The sequence below is a fragment of the Vibrio sp. 1167 genome, assembly GCF_033340375.1.
GTDB lineage: Bacteria > Pseudomonadota > Gammaproteobacteria > Enterobacterales > Vibrionaceae > Vibrio > Vibrio alginolyticus.
In genome coordinates this window covers 92,943-116,072 of the sequence record NZ_JAWOWK010000011.1, presented here as the reverse complement: position 1 = coordinate 116,072, position 23,130 = coordinate 92,943, and the positions used below count along the sequence as shown (strand labels likewise).

Sequence of the window (23,130 nt, the reverse complement as noted above, 5' to 3'; positions counted from 1 at the left end):
GCAAACAAGGGCGCACCCTCTCTCTACTTCACGACAATTTTTCTTATTCCGTTACTCGGAAGGGGCTTTGTCGTACCTAAAACAATAGAAATGAAAGGTCGTTAATCATGAAAAAGCACATTTTGACTCTACTTCTCCCAACATTGATGGCATCAAACGCAATGGCAGCGCAGCTGTATCAAGCGGAAGATGGGTCAGTTTTAAATATTTACTCTCGTCTTGGTTTCAATGTCACCAGTAAAAATGATGAGCACGGCGATGCAAATGGCGAGTTTGATGGCCGTATTGGTTTAAACGGTTCACAAACCATCAACGAGTACGCGTCGATCATCGGCCAAGCGCAATACCAAGTGGGTGCCGCTGAATACGCAAACCAAGTAAACGACAAACCGTCTCTGACCGCACGTTATGTATGGACGGGTATTGATGCGAAAGATTATGGTCGCATTACAGGTGGTCGCGTGGCATCTGGATTGATTATGTTTACCGACATTGGTGATGTATTCGCTTCTTCCGATGTTTCTATGGCGCGCCAAGCGAATAAAGTCGACAAAACCGCGACGCAAGTTTTCCGTCAAGATGGCACGCTGCAATACCAAAACAACCTAGGTAATGTCGATTTTTCTGTCGCGTACATTTTAGGAAACAACACTTCTGAGCTCGACTACGGTTACAACGCTGCACTGCGTTATACGCTAGACATGGGGAATTTGGGTACCTTGGCGCCAGTGGTGGCGATGCAGAAAAATAAAGGTGATGCACGTGAAAGCAACGACACCGATTACACATTCTGGGGCGCAGGTACGCGTTACTACCTAGGTGATTTGATGTTGGGTGCGTTGTACTCGGAAGATGAACTAGAGGGCTATTACTCACAAACCAGCACCGACAAAGTGATGGAATTGACGGCGGTTTACAGTGTAAATGACAAATGGGCACTGCGTGCTGGTTATCGTTCTTTAGAAAACAGTGATGGTGACGAGCTAGAGCTGAAAGATACAACGCTAGAAGTGCAATACAAACTGACGCCTCGTTCTTCTATCTACACAAACTACGTTGATCGTAACGGCTCGCGTGGCTACAGCAATGGACAAGAAGTCTCGTTTGGCGGTGCGCACGCAGACGAAAGCTACTACCACTTAGGTCTGCGTTACGAGCTGTAAGCACGATACTTAATGTAAGTTAGCTGAATCCATGAGCTTCTTCTGTGTCCGGTCAGTAGTTATTGCCTTTAATGCTGATTTGAAGAAGCTCACCCTCGTAATATGTTTTCTTCGTTACCTGTTTTGACCAACACGCCTGCATCAGGAAAACTGGTGACAGTGTTTTCGCATTCCTTTGCTTCCTCAATTGTTGCTAAGTTTGTTGTCGCTATTCGCCGACAGAATATATGTTCCTAAAGTGTTCGATGAACGCTCGCGTTCTTCTTGGTAAGTGCTCACGTTTTGGGTAAAGCAGATAAAGCGGCAAAATCGCATCCGTTTGCCATTCTGGCAGCAAACTCACGAGTTTTTCTTTTTGTGCAGGGTCGAGTTTAGCCAGTGCAAATTCATCTAACATGGCTACACCACAGCCAGCCAAAGTAGCATCCAACATGGACTGGACAAGATTAAAACTCAGCGTACTTTCTAACTCAATGCTGCACTGCTGTTGAGTTTGCTTATGCGTAAACGTCCACTTGTCTAACACCAAGTCACGACTTTTATAAAGGATGTGCTCTAAGTCACCAAGATCCTCTGGCGTACTTACATTTGGTTTATCAGCTAAATACGAGCGATGAGCGATCGGTTTACAGTGTAAAGTGCGTAGCTGATGGCCGACGTATCCCTCTGGGGGAGTATCGGTAAAGTAGAATGCGATATCAAACCCAGCCTCAATCAAGTCGAGAGGTGTCTCTGTGAAGATCACTTCGACGCTCACTTGTGGATGTTGCAATCGAAACTCGATCAATGTTTGGCTGAGTAACGCGGCTCCGAAAGAAGCAGACGCCGCTATTCTCAATTTTCCCGATACGATCTCGTTTGCCATGACTTGCTCATTGATCTGCTCAGCGCCTTCGAGCAGTTGCTTTACCTGCTGATAAAACCGCAAACCATCGTAGGTCAAATTAAACTGGCGCGTAGTTCGCTGAATAAGCTGCACCGACAATATGTCTTCAAGCTGTTTAAGTTGCCGACTTACATGCGCATTCGAACAATTCAGGCGCTTTGCTGCGCCAGCAATACTTCGTTCCTCACACAAAGCTACGTAAAGTGGTACGTAGCTGAGCCATTTTATTTTCATACAGTAATTCTGAATCTCTAAAATCAAACTATTGGAAATAATAGAAAGCCTCTAAACTCTGTACAACCTAAATTTGAAAGGATGAGTTATGAGTGTTTTCGACACGTGGTTAAAAGGTCAAGTCATTAAAGATCACATCACTAATCCCAATATCATCGTTGGCGATTACAGCTATTACTCGGGCTTCTATCATCAAAAAAGCTTCGAAGAGCAAGCAGTACGCTACTTGTTGGGTGACCCCGTCACACTTCAAGAATGGCAAAGTAGAGAACCCGATAGCATCGACAAATTAATCATTGGCAAGTTTTGTTCCATCGCTTCTGGAGCCACCTTTATGATGGCAGGAAACCAAGGTCATCGCATTGACTGGATTTCGGCCTTCCCCTTCTCTCCTGAAGAATTTGGAGAAGGCGTACAAGACGGTTTCGAGCGTGCCGGAGATACAGTGGTGGGGAATGATGTTTGGATTGGCAGTGAGACGATGATCATGCCCGGAGTAAACATCGGTGATGGAGCCGTCATCGGAGCACGCGCAGTAGTGACGAAAGACGTGCAACCTTATTCGGTGGTGGTTGGAAACAACCAAGTCGTACGTCAACGATTCAACGATAAAGAGATTGAAACTCTACTCAATATCCAATGGTGGAACTGGCCAATAGAACACATTAAACAAGCAATGAAAGTAATGTGTAGCAGCCAAGTCGGTGCGCTTGCGGACTACTATCAAGAGCACATTGTCGATTTGTAGATAAACAAAAGCCCACACATCTTGTTGCGACGTGTGGGCTCAGTGAGTAAGAAAGCTTAAACCGCAGCGACGTCCTCTTCTTCCAAGTTCGCCGAGACTTTAATTTCGTATTGATTGAAACGGAACGAACAACCGCCATGAGTGCGCTTTGTCGTTACTTGTTCGTCGCCAAACTGCACCGTCACGCGAGTGAAGACACGCTCTTTGGCTTCGACAATATTTTCTTCTAACGCGACTTCAAAGTCATGTTCCGTTTGTTCTAGCTTTTGCTTTATCGCTTCAAGCTGCTCGTTGTTTTGTGTTTTCATCACGTCAATCTGAGCTTGTTCTTCGTCGGTACGTTCGGCTTTAGGACGTTTCTTAAATTCGAGCTCTTTACGAATCACATCCATCGTGCCTTCTTGAGCGCGTTTGTATTGTTCTTTAAGCTCTGCTAATCGTTCCTTAAATGCAGAATAGCGTGCGAACGCTTCTACCTTAGTGGCGGTGTCGCCTTCTACGCCCAATTGTAAGCACACCACTTTGCCACCGACTTTTGCATCTCCGCCGCTGAGCGTGCCGTTCCTACCGTTCGCGTCTAGCACCGTCAGATTGCGCCCACAAACAATATCGTTATTCATGCTGTGCACCGCCAACTCAATATCTTCGCCAGCTTGCAAATCACAATATTGGGCGTAGCCGGCACGAATCGAACCTTTGGCTTTGACGTGACAACTCTTTGGCTGGCCATCACTCACGGTGTGGCCAATGATCCCTTTACCAACTTGAATGTCGTCTTGCGCTTGTACTTCAGCCGATTCAATGAAGCCGCCTACAGTAATAGAGCCCGTCGCTTTAACAATCATTCCGGATTCGATGTTGCCACCGATAATCACATTCCCTTTGAATTTCACGTGGCCTGTATTCACGCCAACGCTATTGAGGCAGAGTGCGTTATCAACTTCGATGGTTTTGTCTTTAATCAGAGGCGTACCGGATACCGATGCAATCAATAGGTTTGGGTCTTGCTTGCTTATCTCAGTGCCTTTGCCCGGCTTCATTGGGCTGTCTTTTCCGGCTTGCGGAGGAATCACTCGCCCTTGAACAGTAAAGCCAGGCGTGCCTTTGGTCGCAGGCGTGCGGCGCATCACCTCATCGCCTACGTCAACCGCGATAGTTTCACCGAGGTTACGTAAATCAATTTTGTCGCTAGCAGATTGGCCGTCTTTGGGTTTGAGGATGCGTTTGGTGATGTCTTTAACAAGAGGAGTAAAAAGAGCGTCTTTGCCTTTGATAGGTTGCTTACCAACCGCTACAGGTTGAGAAAAAGTTTCGCCGGGTTTGAGCTGAGTGCTGACAACCAACACTTTCTTCAAAGCCAGTTTGTTGATGCCTTTCGAAACTCGCGCTTGAGCAAGGGCTTGAACAATCTCGGGGCCACGTAAACCTCGGCCTCCGTACGCGCCGACAACGTTCATGCTGGCGAGCATGTCATTATTCGACAATTCGACCTCAACTTGTGCGTTGCGTTTTTCTGCAATGACGATGCCTTCGTAAGCTTCAGCTTTACGTTCTTTGGCGCAGTTAATGAACCTAACGACTTCCCCCTCTACAACAAACATCTTTTCGGCGTTCATTACGACGAGCTGCTCGTTTAATTCATTTTGATTTAGCTCACCACCGAGATCCACTTCACCCGGAAGACGGGCTATCACCTTGGTCTTATCTTCAGATAACTCAAGACACAGCTTCCACATACCCTTACCACTTTGCTTCCCATCAACACTCTCAGTCTAACCAAATCCGTTTTCTGAACAAACCTCGCATTTCTTATTATAGGGCTCACGTCACTAAAGAAAGTAATCCATCAATAACGGTTAAACAGGATATTAAGAGAAAACTCGATTTAGCCTAAAGCTCAATCAAAATACACGCTGAAACAAAAAGGAGCTGGATTTACAGTGTAAAATCAGCTCCCAGTAATTTCATTTACAGTGTAAATTTCCCTTTATTGTTTACAGTGTAAATCGCTCCAAATGTGTCTTACTTCGTCCCTTAACTGCTGCTCAACTTGCCTTCTTCCAGGTAAACCAAATTGCTGAGCACATTCAGTCCAACTACGGTTAAGAAAAAGCTTACTGATCATCAAGTCGGAAGCGGAGTTCAAACCTAAGTTAAGTAACCACTGCTGAAGCCACACAGACACAGACTCATAACTGTTACCACCATCAGCATAACATTCAATTAGTAATAACTTAGCGGGATGAAGTGGACTCATTCCCAAAGGTTGCGGCAATAGAGCTCGAAAAATAGGGGCTTCTAATTTTGGATAGACGTCAGCCACATTGTTAGACAACATTTCTTCAAATAGCGCCTGAGATTGGTCGACCCAAACCGTCTGTTGGGAATCACAAGGTTTGACCATCAAGACTGAATAACAACCGCTAGCAGCATCGCGCATTGACCCTAAGCGAATTGTACGGAAGTTCGATTGTCGCCAGAAATAGAGCAACTCTTCCGTCGCACCAAAACTCGTGCATAAGTAGGCAATGTGTTTAGCAGCCATTTGCTCAAGTTGCTGCAGAATTTTTTGACCAATGCCTTTGCCTTGCAATGCTGGATGAACCGCAATTCTCATGACTCGCAGCGTCGATAGATTCGCGACATTCGGAAATCCTAGGTGGTTTGCAATCGTAATTGGGGCTAAGTGCCCTTTAGGACGACGCTTACCAAACTGGATTTCTTCAACCAATTCATCGTCAAGGCCCCCCTCTTCGACCGCTAATATCACCCCCACAACCGCATTATCTTGCTTAGCAAAATAGAGCTGACTGTTGTCGTCTTGCAAAAGGTGAATCAAATCATTCGGCGAGGTCTGATAATGAGCATTCACCAAAAGAGCGAAGCACTCACGCAGCAAACTAGGCTGCGATATCAAATTGTTCTTATCGGCTTTAGAAAGGGAAATTGAGTCGACCTGTTTAAGTTGATGGTGCGTTAACTCCGCATCCAACAAAAACGCGTCATAGAGCCATGATTCAAGCGCATCATTCATGCTCCAGCGGATGGGCTGTGTCATGTGCCATGTTTTCATTCCCGAACGCTGTTTCTGAAGCCAATCAACAAATTTAATCGTAAAGCCCCGGCCACAACCTTCATAACCATGAACAGTCGTAGAAAAAACGAGTCGATGATAATGTTCGGTAATGCTTTTGAGCATAGGAACTGGAATTGCAGCCGCTTCATCGACAAGTAACAAATCACATTCAGGTCTGCTCGATAGAAGTTCGTCAGGAGCAATGAATTGAATGGCTCCCTGCCCTGATTCTAATCTGTCCTTCCTAATACGCTGCGCATTAGGAAGTAGCCGCAAAGCATGTTGGTAAACAGGCTCAACGGCTTTTATAGATGGTGCCGTAATTAAGATTCTAAGTGGCTTCTGCTGTAATAAGCTCGCACACGCAATGCCGAGGGCACTTGTTTTTCCGCGCCCACGATCAGCGGTCAAAATTAATGGTCGCTTTCGATGTCCTGTCACCACCTTTTCAATTAGAGAAATGGCATGTTCTTGTTCCCTGTAGTGGCTTTCTTTTTCTGCTTGCTTGATGTCTGGAGCCGTTGGCGATGGTTTGTCTTGCTCAATAACAACGAGCTTCTCCCATTGTTTGTGCATCCATTGCTGAGAAAAATTCGCAGTTTGTCGCGGCTCAGTAATGACAATAAGAAAACCGCCGCCAACCAATGAGCCAAGCGCAGCGGTAAAACTATTGGCGTCAAAGCCATTTCGAGCATCAAACAATAGAACGTCACACTCTCTGCCTAGCAACATGTGCCCTTGTTTAGACGAAACACTGGATACGTTTTTCAAACCAAAATCACCAACAGAAAACCAACGTTGATGGCGCTGCGTTTTATGGAACTCTGACATCAACGCATTTTGCCAAGAAGCCTCGCCTTGAATGACTACACCAATCCTTTGGAAAGATCGGTGAGCTTGATGTTGAAGTGATGAAAGGAAATCAGATTGTGTCTGCATTTTGTCTATCCAACGTTGAACTGACACAATGGTATCACATCTTTAATTTGACGCTTCTCAGATATAAAAAAACCGCCCGGAGGCGGTTGATTCAATCATCATTTGTTATTGCAGTTTGGTTTGTACAAACGCAAGAATCTCTTCCATTAAGCTGTCGTCAACTTTCTTCAAGTTCAACGCCAGGCTGCTACCTTTTCGGCTATAGCTTGCTCGACCTTTTACTAAGTCGACTTTTTCCGTCTTCTTGCCAGGTTTTGCTGGTGCAAGTTCAGTAATCCAATTTTCGATGCTTTCCGTGACTTCTTTTGTCAGACGAGCAACGCCTTGAGCTGTGCTTCGCTGCCATAAAAACCCTTCGCTAGAGCGACATTTATCTAACAGCTCTTGCTGCTGCTCTGGCGTCAGCGTTGAAAACTGTTTGTGCAGTTTCACGATTGTTGGACGACCGAGATCGCCAACATTCGGATACGCTTGAAGCAGTTCTAACGGTAATGCTGCGGCTTTTAAAGCGCCACTTACCAACGCTTCACTGCACTGGAACATTTTTGCCAATGCTTTCTGATCTTCAGCTTCACCACTATCAAGCTTAGCCTGCATCTCTTTCCCTTTTTCATATAAAGAGAGCGGCTTGTGAGCATTTGCCACATCAGACAAAAACTTAGCATGGTCAGTATTGATGTTGTCAGCAACATAAACCAAAAAATCTTGTTCAGCGAGGATACAAGACATGCGACGACGGCTACCATCTAAAACTTCGATCTTGCCATCTTCAGTTCTACGACCTACAGCTGGATATTGTTGGCCACGCTCTTTGAGTGTGACTAAAACATCAGATAAAGCATGTTCATTTAAGAACGATTGCTCACGAGCGTTATCAACAAATACTGTTGTTTCTGTCGCAACTTTATTTGCAGGAATACGCACAAGTTCAAACTGAACAATATTTTCACCTGCAACTGCTAGTTCAATCGTTTGAGCTTTCTCTTTTGCCGCAGTTTGCGCCTCTTGCGGAGTCACAACACGACGCTTATTCGTTTTGCCAAATAATTTCGCGTTTAATTCAGACGTTTTCAAAGCCATTTACTTATTACCCCTGATTCAATGACGGCCAATTAGAGTGCAGGACACGCTCTAATTCCAGTGCGCTTTTATGAACAGCGTCCTGCGCGGTAGCTAGTGTCTTCTTACCGCCTTCAAAATCGCTTACTGTCAGATCAAATACTGTGCTGTAGGTATCGGCACAGGTTTCAAACGCACGGCTACGAGGAATAGTAGCCATCATAACTTGGTCACCTAGAAGATAGTTCATTTCAGTTAAAACAGAAACTTGCTTCTTATTGTCGTCCTCAAACATGGTTGGCATCAAGCGAACAAACTCAAGACCATTCCAGTCCTCCGGGAACATTTCATATACCGTAGGCAAATGCTGGAAGAAGTTTACTGTTGAAGCCCAGTCCAGACGCTTAGCCGCACAAGGAATTAGCAAGGCATTTGATGCATACATCGCATTCCATACTAATGGGTCAACGTGTGGACCGGTATCAATCATAATGATATCGAAGTCATCAGCAATTTTATCAATCAGTTGCTCTTTCAGCAGACGGACGATATCGAGTGATGGGTCTTCAGATAGCGTTTGCCATGCTTCCGCATTAAACATCGCGTCTTCTGGAAACGCTGAAATCGACTTTAAGTTCGGATATTGCGTTGGCAGCAATACGTTTTTACGTAAAAATTCACTGTCAATTTCCACACCATCAGGCACGTTACCCAACATAATGTCTACCGCAGAATAGATATTATCATGCTCTGCCATGCTGATTTGCGGGTTGAGGAATAAACGTAGCGAGCCTTGTGGGTCTAAGTCGATTAAACAAATACGGTATCGTTTATCCAAATTTAGCGCTAAACATGCCGCTAAATGAACCGCGGTCATTGATTTACCTGTACCGCCCTTTTGGTTCTGCACATTAATAATCCAAGGTTTGTTACCTGAATTCTTTTTACGCTCATGAAATTTAGGCACTTCAGCCGCATCCATGAGCATGTGTGCTTCTTCTAACGTAATTGAATAATGATTCGCGTTGTTTTTAGTAAATTGATGCCCAGCGGCTTCCATTTTACCAATCGCGTCGTCGAGCTTACGGCGAGTTAGACCAGAACGGGTTTCCATCATCGCTTTCGACATTGGTGGGAAGTAGTTATCGCTTCGCTCTTCTAAAACAATTTCAATACGGTCAGCTTGAACCTGCTGAGTCAGCTCCGCTAACTCAAGAAGGTTTTCAATCGTTTTTTCTCTTTTCATGCCAAATTCCGTTGGAAGGATTTATAATTGCAATTGTACAGCAGTAAAGACCAAAAACAACAAAAAGGTGCACGAACATTTTGAATTACCATCACATAAAAAAACACCCAAATCGACGCTTTTATGATTTATGGTCAAAAAGATAACTATTTTTAATCAAATAATCTTCTCATAAGTGGACACCTAAACTTAAAAATAAAAAGTGTTACAGCGTCACTCATTTACAATGTAAATCAATTTTCTACCGGAACGATTATAATCTTAAGCTAAATTACGGATTATGTTAGACCAACCTAATTTAAACGAAAAATAGTAAGTAATATCGGAACAATAAAGACCTGAACACCTTGATCATGTCTCCGAACAAAATAGGGCAGTTCCAGCGAAACATCTATGGAAGTATGATCAAGGTATACTTATGATCATGCTTCCGTGTTAATAAACAAATCCGAAAGCATGATCATGGCAAAATTGAGCAGAGTACGGTGTAAACACGCAAATAAAATAAGATCCATTAATCGGAAATATGATCAAGCCTTAGAATCTCTCGGAAGCATGAGTTTTCTTCTCTGATTTACGGTTGAGTGCAGACAGAATGGGGGATTGAGCAGAAATTGACGTTATAGAAGCCGGAACAATGAAATTGCTCAAGTTGCTATGATAAATCACGCTCTCATGATCATGCTTCCTGTAAATAAGCAGAGACTAGGATTTACTTCTAAATATGAGCGACTTGAATGTATTTTAATCAGATGAGTGATATCTCATCAATATGGGCGCCAGAACGATAGATATATTGGCTCTTGATCATCGATCCGAGTATAAATAACATCACCAATGCACAATATAATCATCGTGAAGATCATTATTAAATACTGCATCTGTGGATAACCTGTAAAAACATCATGATCATCGTTTCGAGACTCTTTTGATCATCTTTTCATAACCTTAATGATCATGCTTACGAATAAATATGATCATGCTTTCAGGTTATTGTTGATCATACTTTCAGACTTCTTATGATCATAGTTCCGAAATGCATGGAAATAATAGTCTTATAGAACAAAAGCTTAGCGAGAAATTTCAAGCCAGATCATTAGATCATATAATCAATTAAGATCAGATTAATCAAAAAGATCAGTTATTTAAAAAACAATCTTTTTTCTTTATTTATGATCTGTTTTTCTTTATTCTTCGGAACCATAGCACAACTACGGCTAGTGTGATCTGGATCTAAAATGACGGCTGATGAAAAAATTCTGATTAAAGCACCGAGAAGCCACAAAGATGGCCATCTTTTTGAGGTACATGAATCCTCTGCGGATTGGGTAGAGCAGTACCAACATTTCAAAGGGGTGACCAAAAGCATCTTAGAGTTGCTTAATCTGATCTCATTACGAGGCTTCAGCAGCAAGGATGGTTTGGTTTCAACCACAGAGATTGTGGAAGCAACAGATGGGCAACTCACACGTGCAGCTCTGCAACAACGTTTGCGCGCGGCAGTAAATATTGGTTTATTTACTCAAACTCCAGTGCGTTTTGAAGAGGGACTTGCTGGTAAAACGATGCTACATAAATTTGTGAATCCCAATCAGCTTATATCTGTGTTGGGAGCAACAAGTCTTGTTACCGACAAAGTTCGCCAGAACGAGAAACAAAAACGTTCGAAAGCATTGGCTCAGACTCAAGTAAACAAACGTTTGTTGAATGAGCACGGGTTAAACACACCTCCCACGATGAAAGATGAAGCCGATCAATTTGTTGTATCTCCAACAAATTGGGCTGGGATAATTGACCAAGCACTTGCGCCACCAAGAACTCGAAAAAGTTATCAGAAATCCATGGTGTCGATCTCTGGCACAAAAGCCGTTATTGAGACGCGATCATCCAAAAATATCATGACTGTGGATGATCTCATGACCCTGTTCGCTCTCTTCACGTTAACGGTTCAGTATCATGATCATCACAAAGATCAGTATCAGCTTGATGCTGCTCACGTACCAAACAAAACGCCGCTATACATCACTGATATTTTGTCGCTCAGAGGCAAAAAAGACAGTGGCCCAGCTCGTGATTCCATTCGCGATAGCATTGATCGCATTGAATTCACTGATTTTCAGCTCCATGAACTTACTGGACGTTGGCTAAGTGAAAACATGCCAGAGGGCTTCAAAAGTGATCGTTTTCGTTTTCTTGCACGAACCATCACAGCCTCTGAAGAGGCACCTGTGGAGGGAAGCGATGGTGAAATTCGTATCAAGCCAAACTTATATATTTTAGTTTGGGAACCTTCGTTTTATGAAGAGCTGTTAACACGCGATTATTTCTTCTTGTTTCCGCCAGAGATCTTGAAACAACATACGTTGGTGTTTCAACTGTACTCTTTCTTCCGTAGTCGCATGGTTCGTCGTCACACGGATTGCATGCTACTGAGTGAGTTAAATCAGAAGCTTGCACGTAACATTGAATGGCGTCGGTTCTCCATGGATCTGATCCGTGAGCTGAAACGCTTGTCAGACGGCAAAGGGACAGACGATCTTTTTGTGGTGAACTTATGGGGCTATCACTTAACGATCGAAACTATGATCGAGAATGATAAAGTGATGGATTACCAGATCGACATCAAATGTGACGTCGAAGAGGTGCTGCGTTACTCACGTGCTCGTACAACCAACGCAGGCAAGCGCAACATGGCGCCTACGCTGCCAAACCCGCTTCGTAATGAGATGGTAACCCGACAGCAGCTTGAGGAGCTCTCAGGCATCATAGACGGCGAATTTGAGCCCATTCAACGCAAAGCACCGTCTCCAAGAGGAAATTTAGGGCGACGCGTGAAGCAAAGAAAACATTTGGTAGAGATCAATGCTGATGAGATCACCATTACTCTATCTAAATATACCTCACCAGAGGCTCTAGAACGCAGTATAACGGCTTTGTCTGCGATGACAGGGCACTCCTATGCCTCAATCAAAGAAGAGTGCTCAGATTACATAGAGAAGCTCGATTGGCTAAGGGTAGGGGATGAGCCGATTCCTTATGAGACATTAAGTAAAACCGTCGAGCTGTTTAACACCCAGAACGATGTTAAGCATCTTACCATCGAGCGCTTGATTGCGGGGTTAGCGGTGCGTCGGAAAGTTTGTCGTCAAATCTTCGATGGTCACATGGATGAAATGGTATTTCGTGCCTTGGATGAAATGGCGATTTAAAAGTGTCGCTTGATGTGTATCAAGCTATAGGTGTGATGTATCGGTTTGAAATGTAACAATGTCTTTCGATGATAAAAAACAGACTTAACTCTTACAAACCACTGACATTAGAAGCCAAGCCTAATACTACTATTTATCCCGAATAGACAACCTTTTGTCCTTTCTGATGATTAATAGATTGGCTCATATTGTTACATTCATTCTGAATAGACTTCGCGAGTTTCTCCTCAGGAAACTCGCTTTTTTTTGCCTAAAATTCCGCTAATTAAGCCTTGATCATTTTTCCGGACTAATGAGGTAAACCTTGATCATGCTTCTTGGATTCATTCCAGTGTAATGAACGCATCAACGCAACATGTGATTCGATTAAGCTATGGGCTTGTTCCTGCCACTTGTTTTGATCACACTGCTGATTACAAAACTCTAACGCCACAACGGTGAGATGCTGAAGTCGTCTCAAACACCAATCTTTGATCAGAATATCAGTCGAGACTTGGCATGCTGCTTGTTCAAGCTTTGCACTCGTATAAAGCAAGGTTTGATATGCTTTCTGAGGGTCTTGGTACCTTGCATGTTGAAACACGCGTAAACATCCATCCAACCAGCAAGCAATCGCTTTACTTTGAAGATCACTCAATTCGGGTCCAAACACGTCATCAGGCACCTGATATAAGATCGTTTCCAATTTTTCTACTTGATCATGTTTCCGCTGTTCGTACCACATGGCGATTTGATCTTGCCAAGTACTCAAATCCATTACGCTGCCTCAGTCCATTGTTTTACATAGTGATTTGGCCCTATTTGATCAAATTCGTCGACAATTATGCTGCTACGTTGACGAATTTCATCGGCATCTATCGAATAGTTTGGCTCATTTTTCACTAAGTTACCAAAAGGTAAGTCAGGATCAGGAACGGCAGAAATCAACAGCTTAGTATAAGGATGCTGCGGATTCTTAAGTATTGAATGAGTGTCGCCCCATTCAACGATTTGCCCTTTGTACATTACTGCGGTTTCTTCCGCGATGTAGTGCGCAGTCGCCAGATCATGAGTGATGTATAAAAAACCAATTCCCAGCTCTTGCTTCATTCGTTGCATTAAATTCAACACTCCCAAGCGAATAGAAACATCCAGCATAGACGTAGGCTCATCCGCAAGAATGATTTGCGAACCTACCGCTAAAGCCCTTGCTAAGTTTACTCGCTGACGTTGCCCACCACTGAGTTCGTGAGGGAACTTATTCAATGTCTCTTCAGGTAGTTCCACCAGCTTTAGGAGCTCTTCCAAGCGGGCTGGGATGTCGCGCGCGTTTTTGACTTGTTTATGAATTTTTAAAGGACGTGTTAGGTGATGGCGAATGGTATGAGTTGGATTGAGAGAGCCAAACGGATCTTGAAACACCATTTGTACTTTACTGCGATATTCTTGTAGAGCCGATCGTGACGTGATCTCATTTATGTCAGTGCCATTGAAAAGGATCTCGCCTTGCGTTGCTGGATAGACTTTGGTTATTAAACGAGCGCAAGTACTCTTACCGCAGCCTGACTCTCCAACCAAAGCCAAGGTTTTTCCTGCGTACAGATCAAAAGTCACTCCTTGAAGCGCACGAAAGGTTTCCTCTTTCGCTAAACCACCGCTCACTTTGAATTCTTTAATCACATTTTTCATTTGGATGATAGGCTGGCTCATGGTTACGCTCCTTGTAACTCTGGTTGTTTGTGGACGTCATGGATGTTTGGGAAAGAAGCCCATAGCTTTTGCGTGTAGGGGTGTTGAGGATGATTGCGTATATCGTATGCTCGATTGACTTCGACGATTTCTCCGTGACGCATGATTGCAATTCGATCACATAGTTGGCTCATGAGTGCCAGGTCATGAGTGATAAAGAGGACTGAAAAACCGAACTCATCTCTAAGCTGATAAATTTGCTGTAAAATTTCTCTCTGTACCACTACATCTAATGCTGTTGTGGGTTCATCCATAATGATCAGTTTTGGATTTAGAGACAAAGCAATGGCTATCACCAAGCGCTGACGCATTCCTCCTGAAAATTGATGAGGATATTCTGCTAAGCGTTCTCGAGGAATATTGACCAAGTCCAACAACTTTTCTGCTCTATCTTTTGCTTGAGCGTTAGTGAGGCCTTGATGATGTCGTAACACATCTGCAAATTGCTCTTGTATCGTTAAGACAGGGTTGAGTGAGTTCATCGCGCTCTGGAACACCATGGCGATTTCACTCCACCTTAGAGCGGTCAGTTCAGAGTCTGAGATACTAAGGATATCTTTGCCATCAAACCATATTTTACCGCCAGAAATGAACGCTGGCGGCTTATGAAGACGATTTATTGAGAATGCGATTGTGCTTTTACCACATCCAGATTCACCGGCAAGACCAAATACTTCGCCTTTGCCGATATCAAAGCTGACGGACTTTACCGCATTAAAATCACCATTATCAGTGATGTAATCGACGCACAAATCTCGGATCTGGATGACCGGGTCATTGTGGTATGCATGACTTAAGTTAATACCATCCATATAAACACCTTACCAATCTAAAAGATAATTATTATCATTATCAGGTGTGGCGGTTTTTAGAAAGTATCAAACTATGAATCAGTGAAGTGACTCGAAAGTTAGGTGAAACAGGAAGTGGTGTAATGCGTCGTTGATAAAACTAAAGAAGAGCAGAATTGAGAGCTAGATCAGCACACTTTTCGTAGGGGGAATTACTCAAATTTAATCGTAAATTTGTCCCTTGGCAAAACTTAAATGATGAATCTATTAAGGAGTTAGCGAAAGGGCGGGAGGGGTCACATTTCCCTACAGTTTTTCTTACCACCTTGTTCCGGTTTTGCTATAGATTACGCATCGAAAACATGGTGTGTTCGGAGGAAATATGTCCATTAATTCTATCGACCATGACGAGATGACCAACATCGCTCACAAATGGGAATTACCTGATGAGGAAACCGTTGTGAAGCCAGAGAAAACAGTGAAATCAGCAGAAGCCAGAAGACGCATTGAAGCGTTACGTGAGATCCGTGAAAGTGGGTTGACCATTGAAGAAGCAAGGGAGCTTGGCTTGATACACTGATCGCCTCAGGTTGGTTTAGCAACCCATAGGGTAGTCGACGGACTGCCCTTTTTATTTTTTCACTCTATTACTCTCTTATTCAAACTCTCCATTTATCTGTCTTGCGCCTCAAAAGCACGAGTTTCACACTCACGTCCCGTCCCGAAGAAGTTTGACAATCTGACCTTGTGTTACTAGATATATCAGTAGCGATATGCTTTTTGTTGATTATCGCAACCACAAAGCAAGGAGCGCAAGTATGGTTGATCAAATCCTTTTTTATGAGCCCGATGAGCCCCACGGTTTTCTCTCAAATTTTTGCCATGCCCCAGTCAATATCTCCTCCCAAACTTGGCCCACCAGCGAACATTATTACCAAGCCCAAAAGTTTCTCGATGCTCAGTTGCAAAGTAAAATTCAGCACGCAAGCACCCCTGACGAAGCGTTTGCTTTAAGCCGCAAATACGAACACTTTGTCAGAAGCGATTGGGACGATATAAAGTTGGCTGTTATGGCTTTCATCGTTAGGGAAAAGTTTCTACAAAATCCACCATTAGCGCAGCAATTAATGAGAACGGGTAACGCTTGCCTAACAGAGCATTCTCATAAAGATGCCTTTTGGGGAGACGGGGGAGATGGTAAAGGAGAAAATCATCTAGGAGAGATTCTGATGAATGTGCGGGCAGAGCTGAGACATGTTGAGCCTTACAATCTCGTGAAGTTTATCGATAAAGCCAAATTGCCCACCCAGTGGGGCACATTTATGATGTACGGCTTTATTGAAGCCGCGACAAATAAAGAGCATCTTGCTCTGGTCTATGGTGAGCCAACAAAAAGTGCTGCTCCACTTATTCGGTTGCATTCGGAGTGTCTTACAGGAGATGCTCTATTTAGCACGCGTTGTGACTGTGGTTTTCAGCTTAATAGAGCGCTACAAAACATCGTCAAAGAGGGATGTGGCGTGCTGCTTTATTTACGTCAAGAAGGGCGTGGAATCGGCTTGATTAATAAAATTCGTGCCTATCACTTACAAGATGATGGCGCAGATACCGTGGAAGCAAATGAGCGTTTAGGTTTTGCCGCTGATATGCGTGATTACGCGTTCTGTAAAGGAATGCTAGAGCATTTGGGGATTGACGCTGTGCGTCTAATGACGAATAACCCACGCAAGCTCGCCGCCTTAAAAGCGGTTGATATTAACGTCATTGAACGAGTGCCATTACAAGAAGGGAATAACCCAAGTAATCAACATTACCTGCAAACCAAGGCGAGTAAATTGGGGCACATGTTTGATCCTAAGTTTGTTAACCACATTAAGTAAGTGCTACAGATTTCCCAGAAACAAAAACGCCAACGTATCATCGTTGGCGTTTTTGTTAATGAGTTGATTCATTGATACTTTTGAATGATTTCATCAATTTCCCCTGAGGCTTTTAATTCAACGAGTCGTGTATTGATGTAATTTTGAGTTTCTGGTTGCATTTGAGGTGAAAAAGCCAGGTAGATTGAGTAGTCAGGAATAACCGAGCTGAAAGGCTGTATCTGAAAATTCTCTAACGGCAAATTGAGTCGCTTTAAGTTGTAAAGGACTCGGGATTCCATCTCGACAAAAGCTGTATCTCCAGGGGTTCGGCTTATCACTCGGTATGCGGCGTTGTAGTCTTTCACACGCATTTCATTGACACTGCCATTTTCAAAGAACGGTGTTAAATTTGGATAATCAAACCCCAGCAGTAATACAATAGAACGACCATGCATCGTATCCATATTTTTGAATTCTAAAGGCTTCTCGCTACTCGACACCAGTACATGTTTTACAGTGTAAATGGGCTCCTCAGATAAATTTTCCGATTGCACCTTGCCCCAGTTCGGGCTGCCATAAGTTAACCAGTTTGGCTCAGCGCCTTCTTCCAATATGGAAATCATGCGCTTAAATGGATAAGTGTGATAATTCACTTGGTAATCCGACTCCGCGAAGATAGCGCTGACGATATCGGTCACAATTCCGGAGTGCATTTGTCCCTGTTGTTCAATTTGAAATGGTCGAGCTTGTTCAGCAATGACGTAATAGTTCACTTGATTTGCGGTCACATGAGAACTTACAACAATTAAGCTAAAAGCCAATCTAAGTAGAAGTCTTTTCATCGTATCCTCGATTATTATTTGTGCGTAGCTATATTTAGAGTAGCGCAAGTTTATCGGAGCGGTTTCATATGGATGAAAAAGAGCGATCTCAACGTCGTTTTAGTATCGGCAACCAACTTATGTTGGCGGTATTAACGTTGAGTTTAATCTTTACGGTCATCATTTCTACAGTGAGCTTATATCGAGTTTTTCACGAAGATTTAGCCCATTTAGATGTTGAATTAAAGCAGGTTGAGTCTAGCTATTTATCGAGCTTTTCTGCGAGTTTGTGGGTAGAGGATAGGGAGCTGTTGCTGACACAAGCTCAAGGTGCAATGCGTATGCCCTCGGTGGACTACTTACGTATTGCTAGTGAAGACGAAGTTATCATTGAATTAGGTTCGGCGCTTTCTGAGGATGTTGTCGAGAGAAGCTGGCCGATGCAGTATCGGGTCGGCGATAAAACGTATGATCTCGCGATATTAACGGTTCAATCGGATCTTAGCGCGATATATGAAGATCTTTGGCAGCAGTTCTTTTTTCTACTTACGACAGAAGCGATCAAAATTCTTGTCCTCATCATTGGTGTTCTTTGGGTGGCGTTTCGCTTGTTGGTCAATCCGTTACAATTGCTGTCTGGTGCGGTGAGCGATTTTCGTGGCGGTACAGTGCCGAGTAAAGTGACTCTCCCTAAACGATGGTGCTTTGATGAAGTGAGTGTTTTGGCAGAGAAATACAACCGAAGTGTTGAGAAAGTGAAAGAGCACCAGACTGAGTTAGAGGCTGAACGCGATAGGGCAGAAGTCGCTAATCGTAAGAAAAGTGAGTTTCTTGCCACTATGAGTCATGAGATCCGCACACCGATGAATGGCATTATTGGTGTGTCGTCGTTGCTCAATGACACCGACCTCGATCCCCAGCAAAAAGAGTTTGTAGAGATCATTGACAGTTCTTCTCACTCACTAATGACGATCATCGACGACATTTTGGACTTCTCTAAAGTTGAAGCTGGCAAAGTAGAGCTGGAATACACGAGCTATGATCTTCGCGAGCTACTTGACGATGTCATCAGTTTACATAGTGTCAAAGCCAAGCAGAAAAACTTACAGCTGCTCAGCGATATTGATCCTCACTTGCCAATGGAAGTGCAAGGTGATGCCACACGATTGAAACAAGTTCTGAACAATTTGTTGAGCAACGCGATTAAATTTACCGAGCGCGGCCATGTGAAGCTTCTTGTAGCGTTATCTCGACTTGATGGAGAGACCGCTCATATCCGGTTTCGAGTTGTGGATTCTGGTATTGGTATTGCGAAAGAGCACCAACAAGCAATCTTCGAACGCTTCCAACAAGCTGATGGTAGTACCACCAGAAAGTATGGTGGGACAGGGCTTGGTTTGGCGATAGCTGCACAGTTGGTTAACTTGATGGGAGGGGAAATACAACTAACAAGTGAGCTTAGGCTGGGAAGCTGTTTTGAATTTTCGATTCCTGTTGCTGTAATAAATGCGCAATCGACCTATACCGACCAACTTAATGTATTAGATTTCCCGAAAGCGGAAGACAACGAAATCAGCCCTCAAGATAACGATAAACCTTGGGTATTGGTTGTTGAAGATACCATCGTCAATCAGAAGGTAGTTCGCATCATGTTAGAAAAACTGGGTGTGCGAGTGAGTGTCGCCAACCATGGCGAAGAAGCATTGCAGCTGTGTGATCAGCAGCCTTTCGATTTGATTTTTATGGACTGCCAAATGCCTGTGATGGATGGGTTTATTGCTACGGAGCGAATTCGAAAAATGGGAGAGTGGGGGAAACACGTTCCAATTATTGCGCTAAGTGCCAATGTCATTAAAGAGGATCAGCAACATTGCTTCGATGTTGGGATGAACGAGTTCGTGGCTAAACCCGTTACCAAGACTCGATTACAACAAATATTCGAACAGCATTTACCAAAAGCACTGAAAATCAGCGCTGTGCCTAAATAGTTAACTTGAAATCGATCAAGTTAAGTGCGTTTCTATTCTGTAATTGTAACTCTGTGTGATATAGTGCCCGGCTAGTATTTAAAGTACCTTGAGGCTGTGAATGTCGTTTAATCTATCCCTATTGCCGCCTGACGAAAAAAACAAAATCGAACTGGATAAGCAGGCGTCGTTTTTGGTTTGGAAGCTCAGAGAGGCCAAATCTGGTCCTGAAGCAATAGAAGAACAGTTGTCCAAGATTAACGATGCTGATGAAAAGGCGTTTTTCCAGCAATCGGTCGAAAAGTACAAACGAGTAATGGGTGTCGCTTAACGCGAACCGTGGCAATGGTTCAATCCAATGCGACGAATGAGGTAACCTCCCTATTCCTTTGCTAAGCGAAATTGAAAAGGTTTCGCTTTTTGCTAAAATCCTTCGCATTAAATTTGAATTTAGAGAGACATCCCGATGGGAAGAAGTTTTGAAGTGCGCAAAGCCTCTATGGCGAAAACTGCAGGCGCGAAAATTAAAGTTTATTCCAAATACGGTAAAGAAATTTACATGTGCGCGAAAAACGGTGGTGGTGATCCAGACATGAACTTGTCTTTGAAGCACCTGATCGCAAAAGCGAAAAAAGACCAAGTTCCTGCGCACGTTATCGATAAAGCGATCGACAAAGCGAACGGTGGCGGTGGTGAAGACTACACTCCAGCACGTTACGAAGGCTTCGGTCCTGGCGGTACTAGCGTTATCGTTGACTGTCTAACAGACAACGGCAACCGTACTTTCCAAGATGTACGCCAATGCTTTGTGAAAGTCGGTGCGAAAATTGGTGTTGAGGGCTCGGTTTCTCACATGTTCGATCACCAAGCGGTATTTCAGTTCAAAGGCGACGATGATGAAATCATCCTAGAAACGCTAATGATGGAAGACGTAGACGTTACTGACGTTGAGCTAGAAGACGGTGTTATCACTGTATTCGCACCTCACACTGAATTCTTCAAAACAAAAACTGCGCTTAACGGTGCATTCCCAGATCTAACGATCGATGTTGAAGAAATCACATTCGTTCCGCAAACTCATACGCCTGTATCGGGTGAAGATGCTGAGAAGTTCCAGAAATTCCTAGATCTTCTAGATGACTGTGATGATGTTCAGCAGGTTTACCACAACGCAGAGCTGTAATTAATTCGCTCATATCGTTGTAAAAAGGCTTCCTCAGGGAAGCCTTTTTTTGATCGCTTTTTCTCAAGCAGAGCTATGCGTTACGATATTTGGAATAACACAGCGACATGATTACACCAAAACAGATACCTTGAGTTAGCATCGCCGTGCCGCCATAGCTAAAGAAGGGAAGTGGGCTACCCATTACTGGCAACAAGCCACTCACCATGCCCGTATTGATAAAAGCATACAGAAAAAAGCTCATCGCTAATGCGCCACTTACCAGCCGACTAAAAAAGTGGTCAGACTGACATGCAAGCAACATAACGCGTGCAGTGATAAACAAGTACAATGCGAGTAAGACTAAACTGCCAACAAAGCCCCATTCTTCTGCATAGGTCGAAAAAATAAAGTCCGTATGACTTTCTGGAATAAACCCAAGTGTTCCCTGCGTTGCATTCATCCAACCTTTACCTTTCATACCGCCTGAGCCAATCGCAATCAAAGATTGTATGATTTGGTAGCCCGAACCCAGTGGATCGGACTCAGGGTGCAAGAACTGTGTTACACGGCTCTTTTGATAGGTTTCCATAACGAAGAACCATAAAATAGGTGCTAACGTTAAAATGCTCGCAATAAACCCGCAGATTATTTTCCAGCTCATGCCAGCCAAAAACAAAACGAACAATGCATAAATGATGGTAAAAACTGCACCGTCTAAATCCGGTTGTAGCGCGATTAACCCGGCAGGAATCATTGTAATAAGTAAGCAAAACGCAATTTTCCGACTGTCTGGTCGACCTCCTTCAATATGCAGCATCCAGGCGATCATGATTGGAATGGAAAGTTTGATTAGCTCAGACGGTTGAAAGCGGAAGAAGCCGATATCGAGCCAACGTTGAGAGCCATTGGTGCTATCACCAAATAAAGCGACAGCAAGTAGCAGCGCAACCGCAATAATGTAGAGATATGGAGCTGAGCGTTGATAGCTGGACGCTGGAATCGAGGACATGACCAAGATACAAACTAATGTCAGTCCGCAGCGCGCCAAATGTTTGAAGAGCATCGCCTCATTAAAGCTACTGGCACTCCAGAGAGTGAGCGAACTTAACAGCATGATCGGAATGATCGCCATGAGTAGTGGCAAATCAACTCTTGGGAAATAACGCTTATTCATTTTCAACGACCTAATAACGCACCTATTTTGAGTGCGAAAACAACTAAAACTCGAAGAGTTCAAACTATTCCGATGCTAAGAATCTCGATTTGGAAACAACAGACACCATGCAAAGGTGTGTAAGAAAGGAGAGTGCGACACTGTCTGTTATGGGTAGCTGTGGGATGGATAAATACACTAGCCTCAGATTTTAAGCCAGTGTTTTTATTGTGACTGCCGTAAAAATGTAGAGTTACGAATGAGCGGAATTGTATTTTCTGTTTAAGTGAATGTCATTCATCCTCTCTCAATACCATTCACTCCGCATAACTGCCATTGGTCGCATGTAAAAGCAGCGTGCGATCTTCTCCCTTAATCTGAAACCATCAAATCACGTTCAACTAAGGACAGTACATGATGGTTTCTCAATCTCGCTCAATCAAAGCTCTTAAACTGGCAAGTACGTTTATCGCCGCATTTGCACTCAGCAGCAATCTGGCTCTGGCTAACCCAAGCGAGCGCACACTCAGTCAATTCAACCAAGCGGCGCAGGGTGACTCTGGTTTAGTTGATACCGTTTACGGCGAATTATCCAAACAACTCGAAGAGCAAGGCGCAACGCCAGTGACCTTGGTGTATTTAGGCAGTGCAGAGACGTTGCAAGGTCGTGAGGCGTTTATGCCTTGGAACAAGATGAAGTTCACCGAGCGCGGTCTTGCCACAATCCAAAAAGGTTTGGATCTAATGGCGAATCAGCCAGTACCACTGCAAGAACAACAGCGCTTACAAGGCTTGCCGGAATATCAATTAGCCACCGCCATGGCAGCCACTACCTTTACTTCTCTGCCAGATATGTTCAATCACTTTGAGCGTGGCTACGAGCTGTACCTTTCTCTGCTCGATGAACCGAGTTTTAGCCAACAACCTTTCGCGGCTACTTCGTGGATTTATCGCTACGCCATTGAAGCGGCACTGCGCGCTGAAGATGTTCAACAAGCCAAAATATGGTTAGCGCAAATGGAGCAATTGGGCGACAGCAATCTAGAAACGCAAACCGCGAAAGCGTTGCTAGCCAAGTATTAG

At 43.8% G+C, this 23,130-nt stretch carries 19 protein-coding genes; 9 read left to right on the top strand and 10 right to left on the bottom strand.

The genetic code is table 11. The features are described 5' to 3' along the window. The first annotated feature begins 107 nt into the window (after window positions 1-107). Entirely contained in the window at window positions 108-1,163 is a 1,056-nt protein-coding gene (locus R7Z78_RS19670) for a porin (protein ID WP_104976364.1), read from the top strand. 208 nt (window positions 1,164-1,371) lie between these two features. Here R7Z78_RS19670 and R7Z78_RS19665 read toward each other — a convergent pair whose 3' ends face one another. Continuing rightward, window positions 1,372-2,283: a LysR family transcriptional regulator gene (locus tag R7Z78_RS19665; RefSeq protein WP_104976363.1), complete on the bottom strand. Its 912-nt coding sequence runs from the start codon at window positions 2,281-2,283 to the stop codon at window positions 1,372-1,374. Between the two features lie 88 nt (window positions 2,284-2,371). Between R7Z78_RS19665 and catC the strand changes: the two genes are divergently transcribed. Further along, window positions 2,372-3,031 (top strand): type C chloramphenicol O-acetyltransferase, encoded by a 660-nt coding sequence (gene catC, locus R7Z78_RS19660; RefSeq protein ID WP_005374507.1) that lies wholly within the window; start codon window positions 2,372-2,374, stop codon window positions 3,029-3,031. Between the two features lie 56 nt (window positions 3,032-3,087). On the opposite strand, the gene R7Z78_RS19655 is transcribed toward catC, so the two are convergent. From R7Z78_RS19655 to R7Z78_RS19640, 4 genes are all read right to left on the bottom strand, one after another. Further along, window positions 3,088-4,767 carry a DUF342 domain-containing protein gene (locus tag R7Z78_RS19655; RefSeq protein WP_104976362.1) on the bottom strand — a complete coding sequence of 560 codons (1,680 nt, stop codon included), beginning with the start codon at window positions 4,765-4,767 and terminating at the stop codon, window positions 3,088-3,090. Between the two features lie 251 nt (window positions 4,768-5,018). Continuing rightward, window positions 5,019-7,046, bottom strand: a complete 2,028-nt coding sequence (locus R7Z78_RS19650; protein WP_033907244.1) for a tRNA(Met) cytidine acetyltransferase TmcA — start codon at window positions 7,044-7,046, stop codon at window positions 5,019-5,021. A 105-nt stretch (window positions 7,047-7,151) separates the two neighbouring features. Next, a complete protein-coding gene (locus R7Z78_RS19645) occupies window positions 7,152-8,126 on the bottom strand; it encodes a ParB/RepB/Spo0J family partition protein (RefSeq protein WP_005374504.1) in 975 nt (324 codons plus the stop codon). A 7-nt stretch (window positions 8,127-8,133) separates the two neighbouring features. Next, window positions 8,134-9,351 (bottom strand): AAA family ATPase, encoded by a 1,218-nt coding sequence (locus tag R7Z78_RS19640; RefSeq protein ID WP_005374503.1) that lies wholly within the window; start codon window positions 9,349-9,351, stop codon window positions 8,134-8,136. 1,238 nt (window positions 9,352-10,589) lie between these two features. On the opposite strand from R7Z78_RS19640, the gene R7Z78_RS19635 reads away from it, so the two are divergent. After that, window positions 10,590-12,560 (top strand): replication initiator protein RctB domain-containing protein, encoded by a 1,971-nt coding sequence (locus R7Z78_RS19635; RefSeq protein WP_005374502.1) that lies wholly within the window; start codon window positions 10,590-10,592, stop codon window positions 12,558-12,560. Between the two features lie 289 nt (window positions 12,561-12,849). Here R7Z78_RS19635 and R7Z78_RS19630 read toward each other — a convergent pair whose 3' ends face one another. Genes R7Z78_RS19630 through R7Z78_RS19620 form a run of 3 tightly spaced genes read right to left on the bottom strand, consistent with a single transcriptional unit; the run spans window position 12,850 to window position 15,100 of the window. Next, on the bottom strand, window positions 12,850-13,317 hold the full coding sequence (locus tag R7Z78_RS19630) for a transcriptional regulator (protein WP_065275567.1): 468 nt from the start codon (window positions 13,315-13,317) through the stop codon (window positions 12,850-12,852). After that, window positions 13,317-14,249 (bottom strand): ATP-binding cassette domain-containing protein, encoded by a 933-nt coding sequence (locus R7Z78_RS19625; protein ID WP_104976361.1) that lies wholly within the window; start codon window positions 14,247-14,249, stop codon window positions 13,317-13,319. Before R7Z78_RS19625 ends, R7Z78_RS19630 begins: the two co-directional genes overlap by 1 nt. A gap of 2 nt (window positions 14,250-14,251) precedes the next feature. Continuing rightward, window positions 14,252-15,100 carry an ABC transporter ATP-binding protein gene (locus R7Z78_RS19620; RefSeq protein ID WP_005374497.1) on the bottom strand — a complete coding sequence of 283 codons (849 nt, stop codon included), beginning with the start codon at window positions 15,098-15,100 and terminating at the stop codon, window positions 14,252-14,254. 361 nt (window positions 15,101-15,461) lie between these two features. Between R7Z78_RS19620 and R7Z78_RS19615 the strand changes: the two genes are divergently transcribed. Together R7Z78_RS19615 and ribA are read left to right on the top strand one after the other, a co-directional pair. Then, window positions 15,462-15,659, top strand: coding sequence for a PA3496 family putative envelope integrity protein (locus R7Z78_RS19615; protein ID WP_005374493.1), 198 nt, complete (start codon window positions 15,462-15,464; stop codon window positions 15,657-15,659). Window positions 15,660-15,897: 238 nt separating this feature from the next. Beyond that, window positions 15,898-16,959, top strand: coding sequence for a GTP cyclohydrolase II (ribA, locus tag R7Z78_RS19610; RefSeq protein ID WP_005374492.1), 1,062 nt, complete (start codon window positions 15,898-15,900; stop codon window positions 16,957-16,959). A gap of 68 nt (window positions 16,960-17,027) precedes the next feature. On the opposite strand, the gene R7Z78_RS19605 is transcribed toward ribA, so the two are convergent. Further along, window positions 17,028-17,783 carry a substrate-binding periplasmic protein gene (locus tag R7Z78_RS19605; RefSeq protein ID WP_005374490.1) on the bottom strand — a complete coding sequence of 252 codons (756 nt, stop codon included), beginning with the start codon at window positions 17,781-17,783 and terminating at the stop codon, window positions 17,028-17,030. A gap of 68 nt (window positions 17,784-17,851) precedes the next feature. On the opposite strand from R7Z78_RS19605, the gene R7Z78_RS19600 reads away from it, so the two are divergent. From R7Z78_RS19600 to R7Z78_RS19590, 3 genes are all read left to right on the top strand, one after another. Next, entirely contained in the window at window positions 17,852-19,750 is a 1,899-nt protein-coding gene (locus tag R7Z78_RS19600) for an ATP-binding protein (protein ID WP_054575279.1), read from the top strand. A gap of 100 nt (window positions 19,751-19,850) precedes the next feature. Beyond that, window positions 19,851-20,060, top strand: a complete 210-nt coding sequence (locus R7Z78_RS19595) for a DUF3283 family protein (protein WP_005374484.1) — start codon at window positions 19,851-19,853, stop codon at window positions 20,058-20,060. 135 nt (window positions 20,061-20,195) lie between these two features. Further along, window positions 20,196-20,912: a YebC/PmpR family DNA-binding transcriptional regulator gene (locus R7Z78_RS19590; RefSeq protein ID WP_005374482.1), complete on the top strand. Its 717-nt coding sequence runs from the start codon at window positions 20,196-20,198 to the stop codon at window positions 20,910-20,912. 73 nt (window positions 20,913-20,985) lie between these two features. Here R7Z78_RS19590 and rodA read toward each other — a convergent pair whose 3' ends face one another. Next, window positions 20,986-22,068: a rod shape-determining protein RodA gene (rodA, locus tag R7Z78_RS19585; RefSeq protein ID WP_065275570.1), complete on the bottom strand. Its 1,083-nt coding sequence runs from the start codon at window positions 22,066-22,068 to the stop codon at window positions 20,986-20,988. 393 nt (window positions 22,069-22,461) lie between these two features. On the opposite strand from rodA, the gene R7Z78_RS19580 reads away from it, so the two are divergent. Continuing rightward, complete coding sequence (locus tag R7Z78_RS19580) at window positions 22,462-23,130, top strand: hypothetical protein (protein WP_005383200.1); 669 nt, start codon at window positions 22,462-22,464, stop codon at window positions 23,128-23,130.

Bases quoted from the DNA above. Each gene is read 5' to 3' on its own strand.
- R7Z78_RS19600 (WP_054575279.1), top strand. From the start codon at position 17,852: ATGGATGAAAAAGAGCGATCTCAACGTCGTTTTAGTATCGGCAACCAA.
- rodA (WP_065275570.1), bottom strand. From the start codon at position 22,068: ATGAATAAGCGTTATTTCCCAAGAGTTGATTTGCCACTACTCATGGCG.
- R7Z78_RS19605 (WP_005374490.1), bottom strand. From the start codon at position 17,783: ATGAAAAGACTTCTACTTAGATTGGCTTTTAGCTTAATTGTTGTAAGT.
- R7Z78_RS19650 (WP_033907244.1), bottom strand. From the start codon at position 7,046: ATGCAGACACAATCTGATTTCCTTTCATCACTTCAACATCAAGCTCAC.
- R7Z78_RS19630 (WP_065275567.1), bottom strand. From the start codon at position 13,317: ATGGATTTGAGTACTTGGCAAGATCAAATCGCCATGTGGTACGAACAG.
- R7Z78_RS19620 (WP_005374497.1), bottom strand. From the start codon at position 15,100: ATGGATGGTATTAACTTAAGTCATGCATACCACAATGACCCGGTCATC.
- R7Z78_RS19590 (WP_005374482.1), top strand. From the start codon at position 20,196: ATGGGAAGAAGTTTTGAAGTGCGCAAAGCCTCTATGGCGAAAACTGCA.
- R7Z78_RS19640 (WP_005374503.1), bottom strand. From the start codon at position 9,351: ATGAAAAGAGAAAAAACGATTGAAAACCTTCTTGAGTTAGCGGAGCTG.
- R7Z78_RS19615 (WP_005374493.1), top strand. From the start codon at position 15,462: ATGTCCATTAATTCTATCGACCATGACGAGATGACCAACATCGCTCAC.
- R7Z78_RS19665 (WP_104976363.1), bottom strand. From the start codon at position 2,283: ATGAAAATAAAATGGCTCAGCTACGTACCACTTTACGTAGCTTTGTGT.
- R7Z78_RS19670 (WP_104976364.1), top strand. From the start codon at position 108: ATGAAAAAGCACATTTTGACTCTACTTCTCCCAACATTGATGGCATCA.
- R7Z78_RS19645 (WP_005374504.1), bottom strand. From the start codon at position 8,126: ATGGCTTTGAAAACGTCTGAATTAAACGCGAAATTATTTGGCAAAACG.
- R7Z78_RS19635 (WP_005374502.1), top strand. From the start codon at position 10,590: ATGACGGCTGATGAAAAAATTCTGATTAAAGCACCGAGAAGCCACAAA.
- catC (WP_005374507.1), top strand. From the start codon at position 2,372: ATGAGTGTTTTCGACACGTGGTTAAAAGGTCAAGTCATTAAAGATCAC.
- ribA (WP_005374492.1), top strand. From the start codon at position 15,898: ATGGTTGATCAAATCCTTTTTTATGAGCCCGATGAGCCCCACGGTTTT.
- R7Z78_RS19625 (WP_104976361.1), bottom strand. From the start codon at position 14,249: ATGAGCCAGCCTATCATCCAAATGAAAAATGTGATTAAAGAATTCAAA.
- R7Z78_RS19595 (WP_005374484.1), top strand. From the start codon at position 19,851: ATGTCGTTTAATCTATCCCTATTGCCGCCTGACGAAAAAAACAAAATC.
- R7Z78_RS19580 (WP_005383200.1), top strand. From the start codon at position 22,462: ATGATGGTTTCTCAATCTCGCTCAATCAAAGCTCTTAAACTGGCAAGT.
- R7Z78_RS19655 (WP_104976362.1), bottom strand. From the start codon at position 4,767: ATGTGGAAGCTGTGTCTTGAGTTATCTGAAGATAAGACCAAGGTGATA.